The organism is Ornithinicoccus hortensis (genome assembly GCF_006716185.1).
Lineage (GTDB): Bacteria > Actinomycetota > Actinomycetes > Actinomycetales > Dermatophilaceae > Ornithinicoccus > Ornithinicoccus hortensis.
The window spans coordinates 872,712-892,641 of record NZ_VFOP01000001.1; the positions used below are offsets into that span (position 1 = coordinate 872,712).

Here is a 19,930-nt window from a genome sequence, read left to right on the forward strand (position 1 = left end):
GTCGTCCACCGATGGCCACCGCGCAGGGATCCCCGTCCCCGGCGCGGTGGTCATCTCGGTATGCGGGTATGTCGTCGGCCGTGGCTCCGTGTCACCCGAGCTGAGGGTCGGCCTGGCCCTGCTGGTCCTGGTGGGTATCGCGGTGGGGTCCTGGCGGTAGCCCGCGTCCGGATGGGCGCCGACCTGCTCGTGGCCACGCTGCGGGGTGCGGTCCAGCTCACGCTGGTCGCGCTCGTCATCGCCTGGATCTTCCGGCACCCGGAGGGGATGGCCGTCTACCTGCCGGTGATGCTCGGCGTGGCCGCCCTGACCGCGCAACGACGGATCGGGCTGGGGCGCTGGACCCTGCTGCGCCTGGTCGGGGCCATCGCCGCCGGCACGGTCTGCGCGGTGCTGCCGGTGCTGCTGAGCGGCGCCCTGGAGACGGACGCCCGCACCGTGCTGCCGTTCACCGCCCAGCTGATCGGCGGGTCGATGACGGCCGCGGGGCTGACCGGGCTGCGGATGGGGGAGGACGTCCGGGGGGGAGTGGCACGTGGTGGAGGGCTGGTTGGCGCTCGGCGCTCAGCCCCGGCAGGCGGTCGCCGACCTGGCGCGGCGCTCGGTGGCGAGGGCCCTGGTGCCGGCGGTCGACTAGACGCGCAGTGCCGGACTGGTCACCCTGCCCGGCGCGTTCGTCGGACTGCTGTTGGGCGGAGTCCCGGTGGCCTACGCCGCCCAGGTGCAGGTCCTCGTCCTGGTCGGCCTGCTCGCCGCCGAAGCCGTCACCGGCGTCCTCACCGCGCGGGCGCTGGCCCTGCGCCTCGGGACGCAGCGGCCCGAAGCGGTCGACCGGTGATCAGAGCGGCCGGGGTCGCGGTCCGGTTGCCCGACCCATTGCGGGTTGTCAGGGGATCTGATTAGGTCAGGAAGTCACGCTGGCGTGCCTGCGAAAGGGCTGCGATGAGGAATCGATTGCGAGCGATGACCCTGGTCACTGCGCTCCTGGTGGGGTTGGCAGGCTGCGGCGGTGGCGGGGGCGGCGACGTCACGATCCTGCGGGTCTCGCTGAACCAGACCGAGACGCATCCCTCCTACATCGCCCTGGACAACTACAGCGACCGGTTGGAGGAGCGCAGCGACGGCCGGCTGCGGCTCGACATCTTCCCGAACGAGACGCTCGGCGCGCAGGCGGAGGTGATGCAGCTGGTCAGCGACGGGATCATCGACATGGCCATCATCTCGGGGTCGCAGCTGGAGAATCTCGATCTGGACTTCCGGGTGCTCGGTCTGCCGGGCCTGTTCGACTCCGTGGACCACCAGATGCCCGTCGTGCACGACCCGGAGATCGTCGGCGACCTCTACACCTCCCTGGAGGACAGCAACGGGCTCACCGTGCTGGGCGGCCTCACGCAGGGCTCCCGGCACATCTACCTCAAGGAAGACATCGACGGCCTCGCCGACCTGCGGGGCAAGAAGATCCGGGTCCAGGAGAGCGAGCTCAACCTGGCCATGATCCGGGCGCTGGGCGGATCCCCGACGCCGATGGCCTTCGGCGAGGTCTACACGGCGCTGCAGTCCGGGGTGCTGGACGGGGCGGAGAACAACGAGGTGTCCTACTACACCCAGAAGCACTACGAGGTGGCCCCGTACTTCACCAACTCCAACCACCTGGTCGGTCTGGACTACATGGTGGTCAGCACCGAGAACCTGAATGCGCTCACCCCCGAGGACCGGGCCCTGGTGGAGGAGGAGTGGGAGAACACCTGGAAGGACCACACCCAGCTGTGGGAGGAAGCGACCCAGGAGGCCATCACCGAGACCAAGGCCGGCGGGGCGACCTACATCGAGATCGACCAGGACGAGGTCCGGGAGGCGCTGGAGCCGCTGGCGGACGAGTTCCTGACGACACCCGAGCAACGTGAGCTCTACGACAAGATCCGGGCTGCGGCCGGGGAACAGGAGCGCTGAGGTGGAACCCATCAAGAAGGGTCTGGACGGGGTGCTGAGAGGGGCCTCCGTGGCGCTCTTCGCCCTGCTGGTGGTCGTGGTGGTCTGGCAGGTGTTCACCCGGCAGGTGCTCAACTCGCCGAGCGCCTGGACCGAAGAACTGGCGCGCTACACCTTCGTGTGGGTCGGGCTGTTCGCCACGGCTCTCGTCTTCTCCGAGCGCGGGCACATCGCGGTCGACTTCGTGGTCACCAAGTTCTCCGCCCCGGTCCAGAAGGCGGTCGCCGTCGTCGTGCAACTGTCGATCATCCTGTTCGCCGGGGCGGTCCTGATCTACGGCGGGATCCGCGCCTCCCGGGGAGCCTGGGGCCAGTCGCTCAGCGCGCTGCCCACCCAGGTGGGCGTGATGTACCTGGTGATGCCGATCACCGGGGTGTTGATCGCCTTCTACGCCGTCTACCACCTCCTAGCGGTCCTGCGGGGTGTCGAGGCCGCCATCGAGGTCGACGACAACCCCCAGGTGGTGTGACCCATGGACCCCATCGCGATCGCCGCCCTCGTCCTCGTCGCCACCATCGCGGCCGGCATCCTGCTCTCGGTGCCGATTGCCGTCAGCATCGGTCTCGGGTCCTTCTTCGCGGCCATCGTGCTGCTGGACTTCGAGAAGGCCGCCCTGGTCTCCAGCCAACGGCTGTTCACCGGGATCAACTCCTTCACCCTGTTGGCGATCCCGTTCTTCGTGCTGGCCGGGGTGTTGATGAATACGGGGGGCATCGCCGGCAGGCTGATCGACGCAGCCAAGGTGTTGGTGGGCAGGACCCCGGCCAGCCTGGCCAACACCAACGTGGTCGCCAACGCGATGTTCGGCGCGGTGAGCGGTGCCGCGGTGGCCGCGGCCGCGGCGATCGGCACGGTGATGACGCCACGGATGGAGCAGGAGGGCTACCAGAAGCCCTGGTCCGCCGCCGTCAACGTGGCCTCGGCGCCCGCGGGCATGCTGATCCCGCCGAGCAACACCTTCATCGTCTACGCGCTGGTGAGCGGATCCTCGATCAGTGCCCTCTTCATCGCGGGGGTGATCCCCGGCCTGATCTGGGCGGCCGCCTGCATCTTCGTGGTGCTGCTCACCTACCGCCGCTACAGCAGCCCCCAGGCGGCCCAGCCCGTCACCTTCCGGCAGGCACTGTGGGTGATCTGGCGGGCGGTGCCGTCCCTGCTGATGATCGTGGTCGTGGTGGGCGGCATCGTGGGCGGCTACTTCACCGCCACCGAGTCCTCGGCCATCGCGGTCGTCTACTGCCTGGTCCTCGGGTTCGTCTACCGCACGATCAAGGTCTCGGACCTGCCGAGGTGCCTGCTCGACGCGGCACGCACCACGGCCATCATCATGCTCCTGGTCGGTGTCTCGACGGCCCTGTCGTTCGTCATGTCGTTCTCACACATCCCGGAGGCGGTCTCAGACCTGCTGCTGGGTATCTCGGAGAGCCCGAACGTGATCCTGTTCATGATGGTGGTCATCCTGCTGTTGGTGGGCACCTTCATGGACCCGACGCCGGCGATCCTGATCTTCACCCCGATCTTCCTGCCGATCGTGACCGCCTTCGAGATGGACCCCGTGCACTTCGGCACGATGATCGTCTACGCGCTGAGCGTGGGGGTGATCACCCCGCCGGTCGGCAACGTGCTCTTCGTCGGGGCGCGCGTCGCCGGTCTGGGGATCGAGCCGGTGGTGGCCAGGTTGGTCTGGTTCCTGCTCGCCCTGATCGTCGGGCTGCTGCTCGTCGTGTACGTCGGGCCGCTCTCGTTGTGGCTGCCGGACCAGTTCGGCCTGTTGTCGGAGTAGCGGTGGGCCAGCGGGCCGCGGGCCGGGTCGCCGACCCGGCCCCGCTCAGCCGCGCGGCGCGGTGATCTGTGCCGCGAGGTGCCCGGCGCCGTACCCGTTGTCGATGTTGACCACCGATACCCCCGGGGCGCAGGCGTTCAGCATCGACAACAGGGGTGCCAGGCCGGCGAACGCCGCGCCGTAACCGACGGACGTGGGCACCCCGACGACCGGTGCGGCGGTGAGCCCGGCGACGACGCTGGCCAGCGCCCCGTCCATCCCCGCCACGACGACGACCGCACCGGCGGCGCGGATCGCCGGGACGCGGGCCAGGACCCGGTGCAGCCCGGCGACCCCGACGTCGACGACCAGGTCGGCGGGACGGCCGAGGTAGCGGGCCGTCAACCACGCCTCGCGCGCGACCGGGATGTCGGCGGTCCCGGCGCACAGCACGAGGACCTGCTCGCCGGCCGGCTCGGGCACCGTGCCCGGCCAGGCCACCATCCGGGCGAGCGGGTCGTGCTCGGCGTCGGGCAGCACCCGGCATACGGCCTGCGCCCGGTCCGGGTCGACCCGGGTGAACAGGATGGTCTGGGCCGACCCCCCGCCCTGGGCGCCCCGGTCCCGCAGGGCGGTGGCGATGGCGACCAGCTGGTCGACGGACTTCCCCTCGCCCAGCACCGCCTCGGGGTAGCCCCGGCGGGTGCCGCGGTCGAAGTCGAACTCCGCGATCCCGGCCAACGGGTCGGTCGGTGACGCCTCCTCAGCCATGCCGCACGGCGACCAGGGGCAGGGTGAACGCGCCGGACTGGATGCCCATCAGGTCCAGGGTGACGAACCGGAAGCCGGCGTCCCGCACCCCACGGACGAGCGCATCCCGGGTGTCCGGCGCCACGGCGCGCACGAGCTCCTCCGGCGTGAGCTCCAACCGGGCGATGTCGCCGTGGTGGCGGACCCGGCAGTCGGTGAAGCCCAGCCCGCGCACGGCCGCCTCGGCGGCATCGATCTGCGCCAGCTTCTCCGGGGTGACCTCCTCGTGGTGCGGGATGCGCGAGGCCAGGCAGGGGGCGGCGGGCTTGTCGGCGTTCGGCAGGCCCAGCGCCGCCGCCACCGCCCGCACGTCGGCCTTGGTCAGGCCGGCGTCGGCCAGCGGCCGCAGCACCCGGTGGTTGGTCGCCGCCTGCCCACCCGGCCGGTCGGGGCGCACCGCGTCGTCGGCGTTCTCGCCGTAGGCGACCGCGGTGAGCCCGTGCTCGGCGACCAGCTGGTCGTCGATCCGGGTGAACAGCTCGTCCTTGCAGTGGAAGCAGCGGTCCGGCCCGTTGGCCCGGTAGGCCGCCAGGTCTCCCTCGTGCGTCTCCACCTCGACCACCGGCGCACCGATCAGCCGGGCGATGTCGTGGGCCGCGGCACGCTCGTCCCGGGCCAGGCTGGGGGAGACCCCGAGGATGGCGACGACCCGCTCGGGGCCGAGCAACCGCACCGCGACCGTCAGGAGGGTCGTGGAGTCGACGCCCCCGGAGTAGGCCACGCCGAGCCTGTCCGGTCGCCCGAGGTGCGGCCGGACGGCCTCGATCAGCGCGGCGACCCGGTCCTCGACCGTCGCCGTGACGTCGACCCGCGACTCAGGCATCGATGAGGTCGACCTCCGACCGGTCGCCGGACCAGAGGGTGTGGAACGTCCCTGCCCGGTCGGTCCGCTGGTAGGTGTGGGCCCCGAAGAAGTCGCGCAGCCCCTGCACCAGCGCCGCGGGGAGCCGCTCGGCCCGCACCGTGTCGTAGTAGGCCAGGGCGGCGCTGAACCCGGGGACGGGCACGCCGGCCGTGGTGGCCACCCCGACGACGCCGCGCCAGGCGTCCTGGCTCTCGGCCAGCTCGGCCGCCACGCTCGGGGCGGCCAGCAGGGTGGGCAGCTGCGCCCCGGCGAACTCGTCCCGGATGCGGTGCAGCAGCCGGGCGCGGATGATGCAGCCGCCCCGCCAGATCCGGGCGACCTCGGACAGGTCGACGTCCCAGTCGTAGGTCCGCGCGGCGGTGCTGATCTGGTCCAGGCCCTGGGCGTAGGCCACGACCTTGGCCGACCAGAGCGCGGCCCGGACGTTGTCCACGAAGGCCGCCCGGTCGGCGACCGTGATGGTGCGGTCGGGGCCGGTCAGCGCGCCGCGTCCGGCCTCCCGCAGGCCCGCGTGACCGGAGGTGGACCGGGCGAAGACCGACTCGGCGATGGTGTTGACCGGCACGCCGAGCTCCAACGCGATCTGCACGGTCCAGCGCCCGGTGCCCTTCTGCTCGGCGGCGTCCTGGATCAGCTCGACCAGCGGCCGTCCGGTCGCGGCGTCGACCTGGTCGAGGACCTCGGCGGTGATCTCGATCAGGTAGGAGTCGAGGTCGCCCGCGTTCCACTCCCGGAACACCTCGGCGATCTCGGCGGCGGTCAGCCCGGCGGCGGACAGCAGATCGTAGGCCTCGGCGATGAACTGCATGTCGGCGTACTCGATACCGTTGTGCACCATCTTCACGAAGTGTCCGGCCCCGTCGGTGCCCATATAGGCACAGCACGGCTCGCCGTCGACCTTGGCCGAGATGTCCTCCAGGAGCGGACCGAGCGCGGCGTAGGACTCGCGGCTGCCGCCGGGCATGATGCTCGGCCCGTGCAGCGCACCCTCCTCGCCACCGGAGATCCCGGCGCCGACGAAGTGCAGGCCGACCCCGCGCAGCGCCGCCTCCCGGCGCCGGGTGTCCTCGTAGTGGGCGTTGCCGCCGTCGACCACGATGTCGCCCTCCTCCAGGAGGGGGCGCAACTGCTCGATCACCGCGTCGGTGCCCTTGCCGGCCTGCACCATGATGATCACCTTGCGGGGCCTCTCGAGGGCGGCGACGAACTCCTCCAGGGTGGGGGCCGCGATGAAGGTGCCGGTGGAGCCGAACTCGGTGTCGAAGGCCTCCGTCTTGGCGACGGTGCGGTTGTAGACGGCGACGGTGTGGCCGTGGGAGGCGAAGTTGCGGGCCAGGTTGGAACCCATCACCGCCAGGCCGATCACCCCCACCTGGGCGAGCGGGGTCTCTGGTGCGGCCATCGGGCGACTCCTCGGGTCGTAGGCGGGCGGGGCGGACACTCTCTGCAGCCAGGGGCGGACGAGGGCTGGGCCCTCCCGGCACACTCTGGCCGAGTCGCACCCCTGAGGCAAGGGACGTTACGTCCGGAACGGGGACGGCGGCAACGTGTTGCCAAGGATTGCCGCAGGGTCTGGCCGGGCCGCGAGATATCGGCTTGTATGGGGCCATGTCGCCGAACGGATTGCCCCCTGACCGGTTGCTTCCCGCGGACCCGGCCACCCGTGACGTCGCCCGGCGGATCTACCGGTCGGTGCAGGACCAGCCGATCATCAGCCCGCACGGCCACGTCCCTCCGGAGTGGTTGGCCCAGGACCTCCCGTTCAAGGACCCGACCACCCTGTTGCTGTCCCCGGACCACTACATCTTCCGGATGCTGCACGCGGCCGGGGTCCCGCTGGGGGAGCTGGGCGTGGGGGGTGCTGAGCTCGACGAGGCCGGGTCCCGCCGGGCCTGGGCGCACCTGTGCCGGCACTGGGACCTGTTCCTCGGCACGCCGGTCCGGTACTGGCTGGAGGACCAGCTGGTCGACATCTTCGGGGTCACCGAGCGGCTCAGCGAAGCGACGGCCGATGCCAGCTACGACCGGATCGCGGAGGTGATCGCCGGGGACAACTTCCGCCCCCGCGCGCTGATGGACCGGTTCGGCATCACCGTGCTGGCCACGACCGACGACCCGTGCGACGACCTGTCCCACCATGCGGCGCTCGCCGCCGACGACAGCTTCACCCCACGGGTCATCCCCACCTTCCGCCCGGACAAGTACCTCGAGCCGGGACGCGCCGACTTCGCCGAGTCGGTGACCCGACTGGGCGAGGTCTCGGGGGAGGACACCGGCGACTACGCCGGCTACCTCCGGGCGCTGGAGGCACGGCGGCGCTACTTCGTCGAGCACGGTGCGGTGTCCAGCGACCACAGCCACGTCGACGTCCAGACCCTCACCCTCGACGACGGGGAGGCCAGCCAGATCTACGCCGCCGCCCTGGGCGGGACCGCCACCGAGCAGGAGAGCACCGCGCTGCGCCGGCACATGCTGGGCCAGATGGCGCGCATGGCCACCGACGACGGTCTCGTGATGACCCTGCACCCCGGCTCCTACCGGAACCACCACGGACCGACCCTGGCGGCGCACGGACCCGACACCGGCCACGACATCCCGGTCGGGGTGGAGTTCACCAAAGGCCTGGCGGACCTGCTCGGCCGGTACGGCACCGCCGAGGGGTTCCAGCTCGTCCTGTTCACCCTCGACGAGACCGTGTTCAGCCGGGAGATCGCGCCGCTGGCCGGCTTCTACCCCAGCGTGTATGCCGGCGCGCCGTGGTGGTTCCTGGACGCCCCCCGGGCGATCGGACGCTACCGGGCGGCGGTGACCGAGACCGTCGGCTTCTACCGGACCTCCGGGTTCATCGACGACACCCGGGCGTTCTGCTCGATCCCGGCCCGGCACGACATGTCGCGCCGGGTCGACGCCGGCTACCTGGCCGGCCTCGTCGTCGAGCACCAGTTCGAGGAGGAGGATGCCCTACGCATCGCGACCGACCTCGTGACCACCATTCCGCAGAAGGCGTTCAAACTGTGACACCGCTGACTCGAGCCGAGCACGGACGGCCCCCCGCTCCCGTCCGGATGGTCCACCTGGGTGTGGGCAACTTCTTCCGGGCCCACCAGGCCTGGTTCACCGAGCACGCCCCCGACGCGGCCGACTGGGGCTACGCCGCCTTCACCGGACGCTCGGCCACGATCGCCGAGGAGTTGGGCGGACAGGACAACCTCTACACGCTGCTGGTCAGGGAGGTCGACGGGGACCGCCCGGAGGTGATCTCCTCGCTGACCGCGGTGCATCCCGGGGGCGACCTGGGGGCGCTGCGCGGCTACTTCGCGTCCCCGGACCTGGCCCTGGTGACCAGCACCGTCACCGAGGCGGGCTACCGCCGTGACTCCTCGGGCGGGCTCGACCTGTCCGACCCGGACGTGCAGGCCGACATCGCCGCGCTGCGGGAGGACCCGGCGGCCGACGCGGTGCGCACCACCCCCGGCCGGCTCGTCGCCGGCCTCCTGGCGCGGCGCGCGGCCGGTGCCGGGGCGTTGGCGCTGGTGCCGTGCGACAACGTGCCGGACAACGGCGCGATGGTCGGTCGGGTCGTCCGGGAGCTCGCCGCCGAGGTCGACGACACGCTGGTGCCCTGGATCGAGCAGCACGTCGGCGTGGTCACCACGATGGTCGACCGGATCACCCCGCGCGCCACCGACGAGGACCGTGCCGCGGTCGCGGAGGCCACCGGGGTCGACGACCCGCAGGCCGTGGTCACCGAGCCGTTCGCGGAGTGGGTCCTGGCCGGGGAGTTCCCGGCCGGCCGACCCGCCTGGGACCGCGCCGGGGCGACCTTCGTGGACGACGTGCGGCTGCACGAGGAGCGCAAGCTGTGGTTCCTCAACGGCGCCCACTCGCTGATGGCCTACACCGCGCCGCTGCGCGGGCACGAGACCGTCGCGGAGGCGATCGCCGACCCCACCGTCCGGGGCTGGGTCGAGGACTGGTGGGACCTGGCCGCCGGCCACCTGAAGGTCGATGAGGCAGCGGTCGCCGCCTACCGGGAGGCGCTCCTGGACCGGTTCGCCAACCACCGGATCCGGCACCTGCTGGCCCAGATCGCGGCCGACGGGTCGCAGAAGGTGCCGATCCGGTTCGGCCCGGTGCTGGCCGCCGAGGCCGCGGCCGGCAACCGGCCCGAGGCGGTCACCCGACCGGTCGCCGCCTGGCTGGCCCACCTGCACGGGCACGGGGTGCCGGTGCAGGACGCCCAGGAGGCGGTGGTGGGGGACCTGGCGGCCGCCGAGCCCGCCGACGCCGTCCGCACCCTCCTGGGGTGGATGGGCGTCGACCCCGACCCGGCGCTGGTCGAGCAGGTCCTGGCCCAGGCGGCCGGGTTCGAGGAGGCGGTCTGATGTCGGGCGACCAGACGGGCGCCGCGCCCCGGACCCACCACGTCGTCGTGATCGGGGTGTCCGGGTCCGGCAAGAGCACCATCGCGGCGGAGCTGGCGGGGCGGCTCAACCTACGGTTCGCCGACGCGGACGACTTCCACCCCCCGGCCAACGTCGCCAAGATGTCGGAGGGCATCCCGCTGACCGACGAGGACCGACTGCCCTGGCTGCAGTCCCTCGCCACCTGGATGCGGGAGCGGGGTGCGGCGGGGGAGTCGACCGTGCTGGCTTGCTCGGCGCTCAAGCGCTCCTATCGGGACCTGCTGCGGGAGGGCGGCGGGCAGGTGGCCTTCCTGCACCTGGACGGCCCTGCAGAGACGATCCTTTCCCGGATGCGGACCCGGGACCACTTCATGCCACCGAGCCTGCTGGAGTCCCAGGTCGCCACCCTGGAGCCGCTCGAGGCCGACGAGCCGGGCACCGCCCTGGACCTGACCCTGACCCGCGAAGAGATCGTGGACCGCGCCGAGGACTGGTTGGTCGGTCCCGGCGGGCTCCCGGCACCCCCCGACCGCCCCCACCGAGGAGGAGACCCGCGATGACCTGGTTCACGCACGAGGACGACACCATCACGCGCGCCACCATCGAGGAGCTGGTGCGCCGCACCCTGGCCGAGTCCAAGGAGCGACTCGGCATCACGGCATACGGCCGGGTGTTGCTGTTACCGCCCGACATCACCCGCGCCCACGCGGGCGTCGGGTGGATCACCGAGTACTTCTACAACCTCCTCACCGAGGAGGGCGCCGAGGTCCACGTCATCCCGACGCTGGGCCAGCACGTGCCGCACACGCCGGAGGACAACACCTGGATGTTCGGCTCCATCCCCGAGGAGCGGATCCACAAGCACGACTGGAAGGACGGGGTGACCAACGTCGGCACCGTCCCGGCCGAGGTGGTCAGGGAGTACACCGGGGGCGCGGTCGACTGGGAGATGCCGATCGACCTCAACACGATGACGGTCACGCAGGAGTGGGACCTGATCATCAACATCGGCCACGTCGTGCCGCACGAGGTGCTCGGCTTCGCCAACCACAACAAGAACTACTTCATCGGCCTCGGGGGCAAGCGGCTCCTCGGCTCCTCGCACATGGCCTCGGCCGTCTACGGGATCGAGAACAACCTGGGCAACCTGCTGACGCCCGTCCGGCGCTGCTTCAACTACGCCGAGGAGCGCTTCCTGTCCGAGCTGAAGGACATCTACTTCCAGGTGGTGATGGACTACGACGACGACGGCGCCCTGGTGCACACCGGGGTGTATGTCGGGGACGACCTGGACACCTACCTGGACGCGGCCCGGGCCAGCCGGGCGCAGAACATCACCGTCTTCGACGAGCCGGTCGACAAGATCGTGGCGGTCATGCAGGCCGACGAGTTCCGGGCCACCTGGGTGGCGAACAAGGCGGTGTACCGGACCCGGATGGCGATCGCCGACGGCGGCGAGCTGCTGGTGATCGCGCCGGGGGTCACCCGGTTCGGGGAGCAGCCGGAGGTCGACGACCTGATCCGCAAGTACGGCTACCTCTCGCAGGCCGAGGTGCTGGAGCTCTACGCGACCCAGGAGGACATGCAGGACATCCCGCACGGCACCGCCCACCTGGTGCACGGGTCAAGCGAGGGGCGGTTCACCATCACCTACGCCCCCGGCGGGCTGACCCGCGAGGAGATCGAGGGGGTCGGGTATGCCTACATGGACGTCGAGGAGGCCCAGCGGCGCTACGACCCGGCCGTGATGCAGGACGGCTGGAACACCATGCCGGACGGCGAGCGGGTCTTCTACATCTCCACCCCGTCCGCGGGGCTGTGGGCCACCCGGGAGAAGCTCGGCGGCCGGGAGGACGCGACCGACTGACCGGGGTCCGGGTGCTCAGCCCGGACGGACCACGCCCACCAGCGGCACGCTGCCGGAGCGGGTCGACTGCTCCTGGAGGACGCGCTCGACCACCTCGGCCGGGAGCGCGCCGGCGGAGCAGCCCAGCACCCGCGGGTGGATCCGGTGTGGGCCCGGGCCGGTCGGCCCGACCCGGTCGTGGGTCCGGACCACCGCGACCGGGCGACCCAGCAGGAACTCCAGCCAGGTGCTGACCGCGTCGGCCTCGTCGGGGAACAGTGCGGGCACGACCAGACCGGCCTCCGGGCCGGGGGTCAGGGCCCGCTCGGCGACCGGCCCGGCCAGTTCGCAGAACCGGGCCACGCGCCGCTCCCGCGGGGTGCCCAGCGACCGGAATGCCGCGTCGAGGAGGGCGGCCGCGTCCCAGTTGCGGGCCGCGTAGTGCAGCCGGGCCGTGCCCTCGACGCGGTCCCCGTGGGGGAGCACCAGGGCGGCCAGCAGCCGGGCCAACGGTCCGGGGCGCTGGTCGGCGAGCCGCTCGGCGTTGCCGAGCCAGGCCATCAGCAGCCCGTCGTCGACCATCACGGTCTCCCGGTCACCGGAGGCGGGTGGCAGGCACCGGGCCACGTGGGCGGCCAATTCGCCGGAGGCCACCCCGGGCAGCGGCCCGCCCGACAGCGGTGGTGCGGGCAGCATCCGCCACGGGGTCAGCGGCATCCCGTCGGTGCGCATGGCAGGGCCTTCTCTCACGGTGCGGGGGCGCCTCGTGCGCACCCGTCGTTCCACGGTAGGCACGGCGGATGAGCCCAGGCTGTGGATTCGGTGAAAGATTTCACAACCTTCGGTGGCCGGCCGGTGCCCGGCGGGCGACGGCGGGGGGCGGGAGGATGGGAGGATTCCCTGCATGTATCCGGTCCTCGACGCCATCCTCCGAGCACCCGCCGACCAGGCCTGGGCGCTGCTGTGGCGGGAGGGCCAGGAGACGGTCGAGGTGCTGCGCGGGACCACCGCGGACGTCGCGCGGCTCGCCGACATCCCGGCGGCCGAGGAGGGGCACCCGGTGCTGGCGATGGTCCCGTTCCGGCAGATCGCCGAGCGCGGCTTCGCCGTGCGGGACGACGGCACCCCGCTGCGGGTGCTGACCGGCACGGCATACGAGCGGGTCCCGGTCGAGGCGGTGGTGGCCGCCCTGCCGACCGGTGAGGTCGAGGTGACCGACGAACGGTTCAGCGTCTCCGACGAGGACTACGCCGCGATCGTCTCCCGGGTCATCGAGGAGGAGATCGGCAACGGCGAGGGTGCCAACTTCGTGATCCGCCGGGACGTGCTGGCCCACACCGCCACGGAGCCGGCGACCGCCGCCCTGACCTGGTTGCGGCGGCTGCTCACCGACGAGCGGGGCGCCTACTGGACCTTCGCGGTGCACACCCCCGGGCACACCCTGGTCGGGGCGACGCCGGAGCGGCACGTGAGCGTCGAGGGCGGTCGGGTGCGGATGAACCCGATCTCGGGCACCTTCCGCCACCCCGCCGACATGGCGGACCTGGAGCCCGCCTTCCGCAGCTTCATCGCCGACACCAAGGAGACCGAGGAGCTCTTCATGGTGGTCGACGAGGAGATGAAGATGATGTCCCAGATCTGCACCGACGGCGGACGCATCACCGGCCCGTACCTCAAGCAGATGGCCCACCTGACGCACACCGAGTACCTCCTCGACGGGCGCTCGGACGCCGACCCGCGCGACGTGCTGCGGCTGACCATGTTCGCCCCCACGGTCACCGGCTCGCCGATGGAGAACGCCTGCACCGTGATCACCCGGCACGAGCCCGGGGGCCGCGGGTACTACTCCGGGGTGCTGGCCCTCCTCGAGCGGGACGCCGACGGCGGCGAACAGCTGGACGCGCCCATCCTGATCCGGACCGCGCACCTGGACGACGAAGGGACCGTGACGGTGAGCGCGGGCGCCACCCTGGTCCGCCACTCCGACCCCGTCTCGGAGGTGGCCGAGACCACGGCCAAGGCCAGCGGGATGCTCGCCGCGCTCGGACTGCGCCCCCGGCGGGACATCTCGTATGCCGTCCCGCTGGCGGAGCTCGATGGCGTGGCCGAGGCACTGGGGGCGCGCAACGAGTCGCTGTCCCCGTTCTGGCTGTCCCCGCAGGAGGCCCGCCCGGACCCGGACCTCCTCGGGCGCCGGGTGCTGGTCGTGGACGCCGCGGACACCTGGACCCAGATGCTGGCCCACCAGGTGCGCCACTTCGGCATGGCTGCCCGCGTGGCGCGCTGGGACGAGGTGACCGAGCAGGACCTGGCCGCGGTCGACCTGGTGCTCTTCGGGCCCGGGCCGGGCGACCCGGACGATCCGGACGACCCGCGGGTGACCCGGCTGCGGGACCTGCTCGCCGCGCGCCTGGCGGCCGGCGGGCCGGTCCTGGCGGTCTGCCTGAGCCACCAGATCCTGTCCCGCCTGGCCGGCCTGGACGTGACCCGGCTGGAGCGGCCCAACCAGGGCGTCCAGCTCCCGGTGGACCTCTGGGGGCATCCGGCACGGATCGGGTTCTACAACACCTTCGTCCCCCGCCCCGGCGACGCCGTGGTCGAGCGGGCCGGCGTCGGCACCCCCCTGGAGGCCGCGGTCGACCCGGCCCACGACGCGGTGGTCGGGCTGCGCGGCCCGGGCGTCGCCTCGATTCAGGGCCACGCCGAGTCCGTGCTCTCGCGGGACGGGCTCGGCGTGCTGCACCGGTTGATCCGGCACGCGCTGGGCCACGAAGCGGGCTTCGACACCGAAATGTCGGACATCCGACGCCCTGGCGGCAAAGTGTCATAGATCCGCCGCGTGTGGCGCGTTTCCGAGGGCTTGCAGGACGCTTCTCTGTCGGGCAAGGGCACCCTACTCATCAGCGGAAGCCTCCGAGAGCCCTATGGGGCCGAGGACGTACCCACCGTCACGTCCTAGCCGGTCCCGGGTCGAGGTGGCCGGCCCAGGACGGTGCCGCACGTCCCACTGGGAGACGGTTTGGGGCACTGGTAGCACGTCCGACCATGCCACCAGTGCCCCGAACGTTCTCCTAGTGACCCGGCGCCGGGGTGGCCGGACCGGTGGACGCCATTCCGGCTAGCGCGGGCTGGCCAGCGGCACGACGAGCGGGGTGTCCGTCTCGGGGTCCGGGATGACGCGGCACCCGAGCCCGAAGACGTGGGAGACCACGTCCGCGGTGAGGATCGTCCGCGGATTGCCCTCGACGACGATCTCCCCGGCCTTCATGACGATCAGGTGCGTGGCGTAGCGGGCGGCCTGGTTGAGGTCGTGCAGCACCGCCACGATGGTGCGGCCCTCGCGGTTCAGCCGCGCGCAGATCTCCAGCAGGTCGAACTGGTGGGCGATGTCGAGGAAGGTGGTCGGCTCGTCCAGCAGCAACAACTCGGTCTGCTGGGCGAGCACGAGGGACACCCAGACCCGCTGGCGCTGACCGCCGGACAGCTCCGAGACGTGTCGGTCGACCAGGTCCTGGGCGCCGGTGGCCAGCAGCGCCTGTGCTACCGCCTCCTCGTCCTCGCGGGACCACTGCTTCAGCAGCGTCTGGTGCGGGAACCGGCCGCGGCCGACCAGGTCGCGCACGGTGATCCCGTCCGGGACCAGCGGGCTCTGCGGTAGCAGCGCCAGCCGGCGGGCGAGCTCCTTGGGACGGAAGCTGCTCAGGGCCTTGCCGTCCAGGGTCACCTGCCCGGCCTCCGGCTTGAGCGTGCGGGCGAACGACTTCAGCAGGGTGGACTTGCCGCAGGCGTTCGGGCCGATGATGACGGTGAAGCTGCCCGGCGGGATCTCGGTGCTCAGGTCGCGGCTCACCACCCGGCCCTCGTAGGAGAGGGTGACCCCGTCGGCGGCCAGGCGCGGACCCCCTGCGGTCTCGGCGAGCGGTAGCGCGGTCACAGGGTGCCTCTTCTCATCTCGGTGGCCAACAGGTAGCCCAGGTAGATGCTGCCGATCCCGGCGGTGACGATGCCCACCGGCAGGTTGACCCCCTGGGGCAGGTTCTGCACGGTCATGTCGGCCAGCGTCAACAGCAGCGCCCCCACCAGGGCCGGGGCGATGATCCCGGGCGTGGCGGCGCGGGTCAACCGCATCGCGACCTGCGGCGCGACGAGCGCCACGAAGGAGACCGGCCCGCAGACCGCCACGGCGGCGCCCGCCAGGAGCACCGCGGCGCAGATCGCGGCGGACCGGGTGGCGTTGCTGCGGCCGCCCAGGCTGTCGGCCAGCTCGTCACCCAGCTGGACCAGGTTCAGGTTGCGGGCGATGGCCAGCACAAACGGCAGCACGACCAGGAGCACCACCCAGACCTGGGCCACGTGTCCCCAGGCGCGGGAGGCCAGGGTGCCGCTGAGGTAGAAGGCCAGGCCCTCGGCCTGCTGCTCGCCGGCCTTGGTCAGCGCCAACCCGGTCAGCGCCGAGCAGATCGCGGACACCGCGATGCCGGCGATGATCAGGCGCCCGGGCGCGGAGAACCCCCGTCCCGTGCTGAACCAGACGAGGGTCACCGCGACGGCGCCGCCCAGGACCGCGCCGACGGGGAGCGGCACGATGCCCGGCCAGAGCACCCCGGCCGCCGCGGCGCCGCCGCCGGCACCGGCGGTCAGGCCGACGATCTCCGGACTGCCGAGCGGGTTCCGGGTGACGGTCTGGAAGAGCGATCCGGAGATACCCAGCGCCGCGCCGGCACCGAGCGCCACGAACAGGCGCGGGCCGCTGAGCCGCTCCAGCGAGAACTCGGTCGCCCGGCTGAGCTCCGCCGACCCGGTCAGGACGCCCCACAGCTCACCCGCGGTGAGACCGTTCTTGCCCAACATCAACGACGCCGCCGCCACCACGAGGGTGACCACCCCGATCGCGACGCCGACCGCGAGGGTCCGGGGCCGGAACTGGAGGCTCGTCGCCGAGCCGAGGCGCAGGGTGCGCGGTCCGGTGGAGGCGGGGGCGGTCACGTCAGTCCCCGCATCCGCCGCACCGCCACGATGAGCAACGGGGCGCCGAGGACCGCGGTGACGATCCCGGTGAGCAGCACCTCGGGCCGGGCGATCCAGCGGCCCAGCACGTCGCTGAAGAGCAGCAGGGCTGGCCCGGCGACGGCACTGACCAGGATCAGCCACCGGTTGTCGGGACCGGTGAAACTCCGCACGATGTGGGGCACCGCGAGGCCGACGAACCCGATCGGGCCGACGGCGGCGGTGGCCGCCGCGCAGAGCAGGGTGGCCGAGAGCGCGCCCACGATCTTGGCCCGCCCGGTCCGCACCCCGAGGGAGGTGGCCGACTCCTCCCCGAGCGCCAGCGCGTTCAGGGAGGCGCCGAGCGGAAGCGCCAGCAACAACCCCACAACGAAGAAGGGCAGGACGTCGACGGCCTGGTCCATGGTGCGCCCGGCGAGGCCGCCGACCGCCCAGAAGCGATAGGCGCCGAAGACCTGGTCCATGTTGAGCGTGACGGACTGGATGTAGGCCATCAGCACCGAGCTGACCACCGTGCCGGTGAGCACCAACCGCACCGGGGTGGCGCCGCGCCGACCGGAGGCGAGGGCATACACGAGGACGACTGCGAGGAAGGCTCCCGGCAGGGCGGCCCACACGTTGCTCGTCGCGCTGCTCATGCCGAGGAAGGCCATCGCGGTGACGATGCCGGCGGCGGCCCCGGCGTTGACCCCGAGGATCCCGGGGTCGGCCAGCGGGTTGCGGGTCAGCGCCTGCATCACCACCCCGGCGACGGCCAGGGCGCTGCCCGCGATCAGGCCGAGCACGGTCTGCGGGATCCGGCTGGCGATGACGTCGTCGGCGTAGGTCTCGCCGGTGCCGAAGAGTTCGGTCCACAGCGAGTTCCAGACGTCCGTCAACGGGATCTGGTTGGAGCCGACAGCCAGGCTGAGGCCCACCGCCAGCACCAGGAGGGCCAGGGCGACCAGGAGCAGCCCGAGGCCGCCGGCCGGCCCCAGCCTGTTCCGGGACCGGCCGACCATCGCCGGGATCGCACCCGGCTCCGCCCGGTCCTCCGGGCGGGTGGCGACCTCAGTCGAGCTGCTCAACGGCGGTCTGGATCTCGGGGATGAACCGGTCCAGCGCCCACGGGACGCTCAGCGGGGTCAGGAAGCTGGAGGCCATGCCCAGCTCCCGGTCGATGCTCACCACCTGGGATCCGCGCTCGACGGCCGGGATCTGGGCGAAGAGTCGCTGCTCCTCGGTGCGGGCCTGCTCCTCCTCGTCGTTGTACCAGGTGAACAGGATGTCGACGTCGTCCAGCATGTCGGCATTCTCCAGGCCGACGTTCGAGGTGAACGCGCCGTCGCTGAGCGGGACCTCCGCCACGGTCGGGTCCAGTTCGAGCCCGAGTCCCTTGATCAGGTCGACCCGCGCCGCGCCGTCCTGGTAGAAGGACAGCGTGCCGGGCTCGCCGCCGGCATACACGTAGGCGAAGGAGAGGCCGGCGAACTCGGGGTGCTCGGCCGCCCGGTCCGCCAGCTCCTGCTCGATGCCCTCGATCGCCTCCTGGGCCGCCTCCGGCTCCCCGAGGGCCTGCCCGATGAGCTCGATCTGGGTGTCCCAGGGCGTGTTCCACACCGTGTCCGGGTAGGCGACGGTGGGCGCCAGGTCGTTGAGGATGTTGAAGTCGTCCTGCGTGATGCCGGACAGGGGGGCCAGGATGAGGTCCGGCTCGAGCCCGATGATGGCGTCCATGTCGATCTCCTGGCCGCCGGTGAAGGTCTCCGGGAGCTCGGCGCCCATCTCCTCGATGGCCTCGGTCACCCAGGGGTAGTTGCCGTGCTCGTCGTTGCCCCAGGTGACCTCCTCGATCCCGACCGGGACCACGCCCAGGGCGACAGCGGTGTCCGAAGACCCCCAGCCGATGGTGACCACCCGTTCCGGGCGCTCCTCGATGACGGCTTCGCCGAGGGCGGAGTCGATGGTGACGGGGAAGTGGTCGTCCGCTCCCGCCTCGGCGTCCTGATCGCCCTCGTCCGCGTCGTCGCCCTCGTCGGCGGCGGAGACATCACCGTCGTCGGCGGAGCCGCCCTCGGGTGAGTCCTCGCCGGAGGAGCAGGCAGTGAGCAGGAGGGATCCGGCCACGAGGGTGGCGACGGCCGTGCGGCGGGTCAGCAGGAGGCGGGTCATGGGGGGCCTTTCGTACAGGCGGGTGGTTGCCGCCGTCAGGCGGCCTTGGTGGTGCGTTCGGACTTCCAGTAGCCGGCGAAGCGGATCAGGGCGGGGTCGTGGCCGGCGCGCACCAGGTGCCGGCGCAGCCCCGTGGCGAGGCCGGACTCTCCGGCCACGAAGACGTAGGCCAGCCGGTCGACCGGTGGGCCGTCCCGCACGTGTTCCAGCGCCGCCCGTCCGAGGACGGACCCGGGAGATCGCGCCGTGCGCACCACCCAGTCGAGGGTCACCCCGGTGGGATGGGTCAGCGGTCGTATGTCGTCCCTCTCCGGCACCTCGAGGACGGCCCGACCGCGGGTGGTCGGGTCGAGGCCGGCCAGGATCCCCTCGAGGGCGGGCAGCGCCGACTCCTCACCGGCCAGCAGCACCCCGCGGGACCCGGCCGACGGGGCGAACGTGGTGCCCTGGTCGAGCAGGACGACCGGCTCATCCGGCTCGGCCCGCACGGCCCAGCCCGCATCAGGTGAGTCGATCCGCCCGGACGGGCCCGGGTGGAGCACGAAGTCGATGTCGAGTTCGCGGTCGTCCGGACGGAATGCGCGGACCGTGTAGTTGCGGCAGCCGGGCCGCTGCTCCTCGGGCATCGCCAGCCACTGCTGGTACCAGCCCGTGGCCTCGACAGTTCCCGCAGTGTCGGTCCGCGACGACGCGAGGCACTCCGGGAGCCGGAGACGGTCCTGCCCGGGCAGCCGGAAGAACATCCGGAACCACTGGTCGAGGCCGGCGTTCGGCATACGGTCCAGGGCCGGGCCGCCGACGGTGACCCGCTGGAAGTGTGCCGAGACGCGCACCGATCGGCGCACGGAGAGCTCGACGACGGCAGGCATAAGGGGAGGCTAACCTAAATCTCTGGGTGCGCGGGACCCCCGGGCTTGCCGAGTTTGACCGCGACCGCCCGACCGACGGGACCGACGACGCCGTGGCGGCGAGGTGAACGAAGCCTGAACGCCGCCTGAGAGAAGTCTCACGACGACCTCATGGTCGTTTCACCAGCCGAATCTAGCGTGGCTGACGAGCCCGGACGACGGTTCCGGGTCAGGCCCGAGGCGTTC

At 72.0% G+C, this 19,930-nt stretch carries 17 protein-coding genes and 2 pseudogenes; 10 read left to right on the top strand and 9 right to left on the bottom strand.

Features of this window, described 5'->3' with window-relative positions; all coding sequences use genetic code 11:
• Positions 1-60: 60 nt before the first annotated feature.
• The 5 genes and pseudogenes from FB467_RS19520 to FB467_RS04005 form a co-directional block, all read left to right on the top strand.
• Positions 61-510 (top strand): annotated as a pseudogene (locus tag FB467_RS19520) (ABC transporter permease); the annotation flags it as partial.
• A gap of 28 nt (positions 511-538) precedes the next feature.
• Positions 539-838: pseudogene (locus FB467_RS19260) on the top strand (ABC transporter permease).
• 125 nt (positions 839-963) lie between these two features.
• Positions 964-1,950, top strand: coding sequence for a TRAP transporter substrate-binding protein (locus tag FB467_RS03995; RefSeq protein ID WP_228393325.1), 987 nt, complete (start codon positions 964-966; stop codon positions 1,948-1,950).
• 1 nt (position 1,951) lies between these two features.
• Positions 1,952-2,458: a TRAP transporter small permease gene (locus FB467_RS04000; RefSeq protein WP_141783941.1), complete on the top strand. Its 507-nt coding sequence runs from the start codon at positions 1,952-1,954 to the stop codon at positions 2,456-2,458.
• Between the two features lie 3 nt (positions 2,459-2,461).
• Positions 2,462-3,772, top strand: coding sequence for a TRAP transporter large permease (locus FB467_RS04005; protein ID WP_141783942.1), 1,311 nt, complete (start codon positions 2,462-2,464; stop codon positions 3,770-3,772).
• Between the two features lie 45 nt (positions 3,773-3,817).
• Here FB467_RS04005 and larB read toward each other — a convergent pair whose 3' ends face one another.
• Genes larB through gndA form a run of 3 tightly spaced genes read right to left on the bottom strand, consistent with a single transcriptional unit; the run spans position 3,818 to position 6,828 of the window.
• Entirely contained in the window at positions 3,818-4,522 is a 705-nt protein-coding gene (gene larB, locus FB467_RS04010; RefSeq protein WP_141783943.1) for a nickel pincer cofactor biosynthesis protein LarB, read from the bottom strand.
• Positions 4,515-5,384: an ATP-dependent sacrificial sulfur transferase LarE gene (larE, locus tag FB467_RS04015; protein ID WP_141783944.1), complete on the bottom strand. Its 870-nt coding sequence runs from the start codon at positions 5,382-5,384 to the stop codon at positions 4,515-4,517. Before larE ends, larB begins: the two co-directional genes overlap by 8 nt.
• On the bottom strand, positions 5,377-6,828 hold the full coding sequence (gndA, locus tag FB467_RS04020; RefSeq protein WP_141783945.1) for an NADP-dependent phosphogluconate dehydrogenase: 1,452 nt from the start codon (positions 6,826-6,828) through the stop codon (positions 5,377-5,379). Before gndA ends, larE begins: the two co-directional genes overlap by 8 nt.
• A 206-nt stretch (positions 6,829-7,034) precedes the next feature.
• On the opposite strand from gndA, the gene uxaC reads away from it, so the two are divergent.
• The 4 genes from uxaC to FB467_RS04040 are packed head-to-tail and all read left to right on the top strand — an operon-like array spanning position 7,035 to position 11,699.
• Complete coding sequence (gene uxaC, locus FB467_RS04025) at positions 7,035-8,444, top strand: glucuronate isomerase (RefSeq protein WP_141783946.1); 1,410 nt, start codon at positions 7,035-7,037, stop codon at positions 8,442-8,444.
• The gene (locus FB467_RS04030; RefSeq protein WP_228393326.1) at positions 8,441-9,811 is read left to right on the top strand and encodes a mannitol dehydrogenase family protein; all 1,371 of its coding nucleotides are present in this window, start codon (positions 8,441-8,443) and stop codon (positions 9,809-9,811) included. Before uxaC ends, FB467_RS04030 begins: the two co-directional genes overlap by 4 nt.
• The gene (locus FB467_RS04035) at positions 9,811-10,392 is read left to right on the top strand and encodes a gluconokinase (RefSeq protein ID WP_141783947.1); all 582 of its coding nucleotides are present in this window, start codon (positions 9,811-9,813) and stop codon (positions 10,390-10,392) included. Before FB467_RS04030 ends, FB467_RS04035 begins: the two co-directional genes overlap by 1 nt.
• Entirely contained in the window at positions 10,389-11,699 is a 1,311-nt protein-coding gene (locus tag FB467_RS04040) for a nickel-dependent putative hexonate epimerase (protein ID WP_141783948.1), read from the top strand. The genes FB467_RS04035 and FB467_RS04040 overlap by 4 nt, the downstream gene beginning before the upstream one ends.
• 15 nt (positions 11,700-11,714) lie before the next feature.
• Here the strand turns inward: FB467_RS04040 and FB467_RS04045 are convergent, their stop codons facing one another.
• On the bottom strand, positions 11,715-12,410 hold the full coding sequence (locus FB467_RS04045; protein ID WP_141783949.1) for a hypothetical protein: 696 nt from the start codon (positions 12,408-12,410) through the stop codon (positions 11,715-11,717).
• 172 nt (positions 12,411-12,582) lie between these two features.
• Here FB467_RS04045 and FB467_RS04050 point away from each other — a divergent pair, with 172 nt between their 5' ends.
• A complete protein-coding gene (locus tag FB467_RS04050; RefSeq protein ID WP_141783950.1) occupies positions 12,583-14,508 on the top strand; it encodes a chorismate-binding protein in 1,926 nt (641 codons plus the stop codon).
• Between the two features lie 288 nt (positions 14,509-14,796).
• On the opposite strand, the gene FB467_RS04055 is transcribed toward FB467_RS04050, so the two are convergent.
• Genes FB467_RS04055 through FB467_RS04075 form a run of 5 tightly spaced genes read right to left on the bottom strand, consistent with a single transcriptional unit; the run spans position 14,797 to position 19,705 of the window.
• Complete coding sequence (locus tag FB467_RS04055) at positions 14,797-15,612, bottom strand: ABC transporter ATP-binding protein (RefSeq protein ID WP_141783951.1); 816 nt, start codon at positions 15,610-15,612, stop codon at positions 14,797-14,799.
• Positions 15,609-16,664: a FecCD family ABC transporter permease gene (locus tag FB467_RS04060; protein WP_141783952.1), complete on the bottom strand. Its 1,056-nt coding sequence runs from the start codon at positions 16,662-16,664 to the stop codon at positions 15,609-15,611. The genes FB467_RS04055 and FB467_RS04060 overlap by 4 nt, the downstream gene beginning before the upstream one ends.
• Complete coding sequence (locus FB467_RS04065; RefSeq protein ID WP_211350549.1) at positions 16,661-17,752, bottom strand: FecCD family ABC transporter permease; 1,092 nt, start codon at positions 17,750-17,752, stop codon at positions 16,661-16,663. The genes FB467_RS04060 and FB467_RS04065 overlap by 4 nt, the downstream gene beginning before the upstream one ends.
• Positions 17,736-18,836, bottom strand: coding sequence for an ABC transporter substrate-binding protein (locus tag FB467_RS04070; protein WP_141783953.1), 1,101 nt, complete (start codon positions 18,834-18,836; stop codon positions 17,736-17,738). Before FB467_RS04070 ends, FB467_RS04065 begins: the two co-directional genes overlap by 17 nt.
• Before the next feature lie 35 nt (positions 18,837-18,871).
• Positions 18,872-19,705, bottom strand: coding sequence for a siderophore-interacting protein (locus tag FB467_RS04075; RefSeq protein WP_141783954.1), 834 nt, complete (start codon positions 19,703-19,705; stop codon positions 18,872-18,874).
• Between the last annotated feature and the right edge of the window lie 225 nt (positions 19,706-19,930).

Coding starts and splice junctions, on each gene's coding strand:
- FB467_RS03995 (WP_228393325.1), top strand. CDS start 964: ATGACCCTGGTCACTGCGCTCCTGGTGGGGTTGGCAGGCTGCGGCGGT.
- FB467_RS04005 (WP_141783942.1), top strand. CDS start 2,462: ATGGACCCCATCGCGATCGCCGCCCTCGTCCTCGTCGCCACCATCGCG.
- larB (WP_141783943.1), bottom strand. CDS start 4,522: ATGGCTGAGGAGGCGTCACCGACCGACCCGTTGGCCGGGATCGCGGAG.
- larE (WP_141783944.1), bottom strand. CDS start 5,384: ATGCCTGAGTCGCGGGTCGACGTCACGGCGACGGTCGAGGACCGGGTC.
- gndA (WP_141783945.1), bottom strand. CDS start 6,828: ATGGCCGCACCAGAGACCCCGCTCGCCCAGGTGGGGGTGATCGGCCTG.
- uxaC (WP_141783946.1), top strand. CDS start 7,035: ATGTCGCCGAACGGATTGCCCCCTGACCGGTTGCTTCCCGCGGACCCG.
- FB467_RS04035 (WP_141783947.1), top strand. CDS start 9,811: ATGTCGGGCGACCAGACGGGCGCCGCGCCCCGGACCCACCACGTCGTC.
- FB467_RS04040 (WP_141783948.1), top strand. CDS start 10,389: ATGACCTGGTTCACGCACGAGGACGACACCATCACGCGCGCCACCATC.
- FB467_RS04045 (WP_141783949.1), bottom strand. CDS start 12,410: ATGCGCACCGACGGGATGCCGCTGACCCCGTGGCGGATGCTGCCCGCA.
- FB467_RS04050 (WP_141783950.1), top strand. CDS start 12,583: ATGTATCCGGTCCTCGACGCCATCCTCCGAGCACCCGCCGACCAGGCC.
- FB467_RS04070 (WP_141783953.1), bottom strand. CDS start 18,836: ATGACCCGCCTCCTGCTGACCCGCCGCACGGCCGTCGCCACCCTCGTG.
- FB467_RS04075 (WP_141783954.1), bottom strand. CDS start 19,705: ATGCCTGCCGTCGTCGAGCTCTCCGTGCGCCGATCGGTGCGCGTCTCG.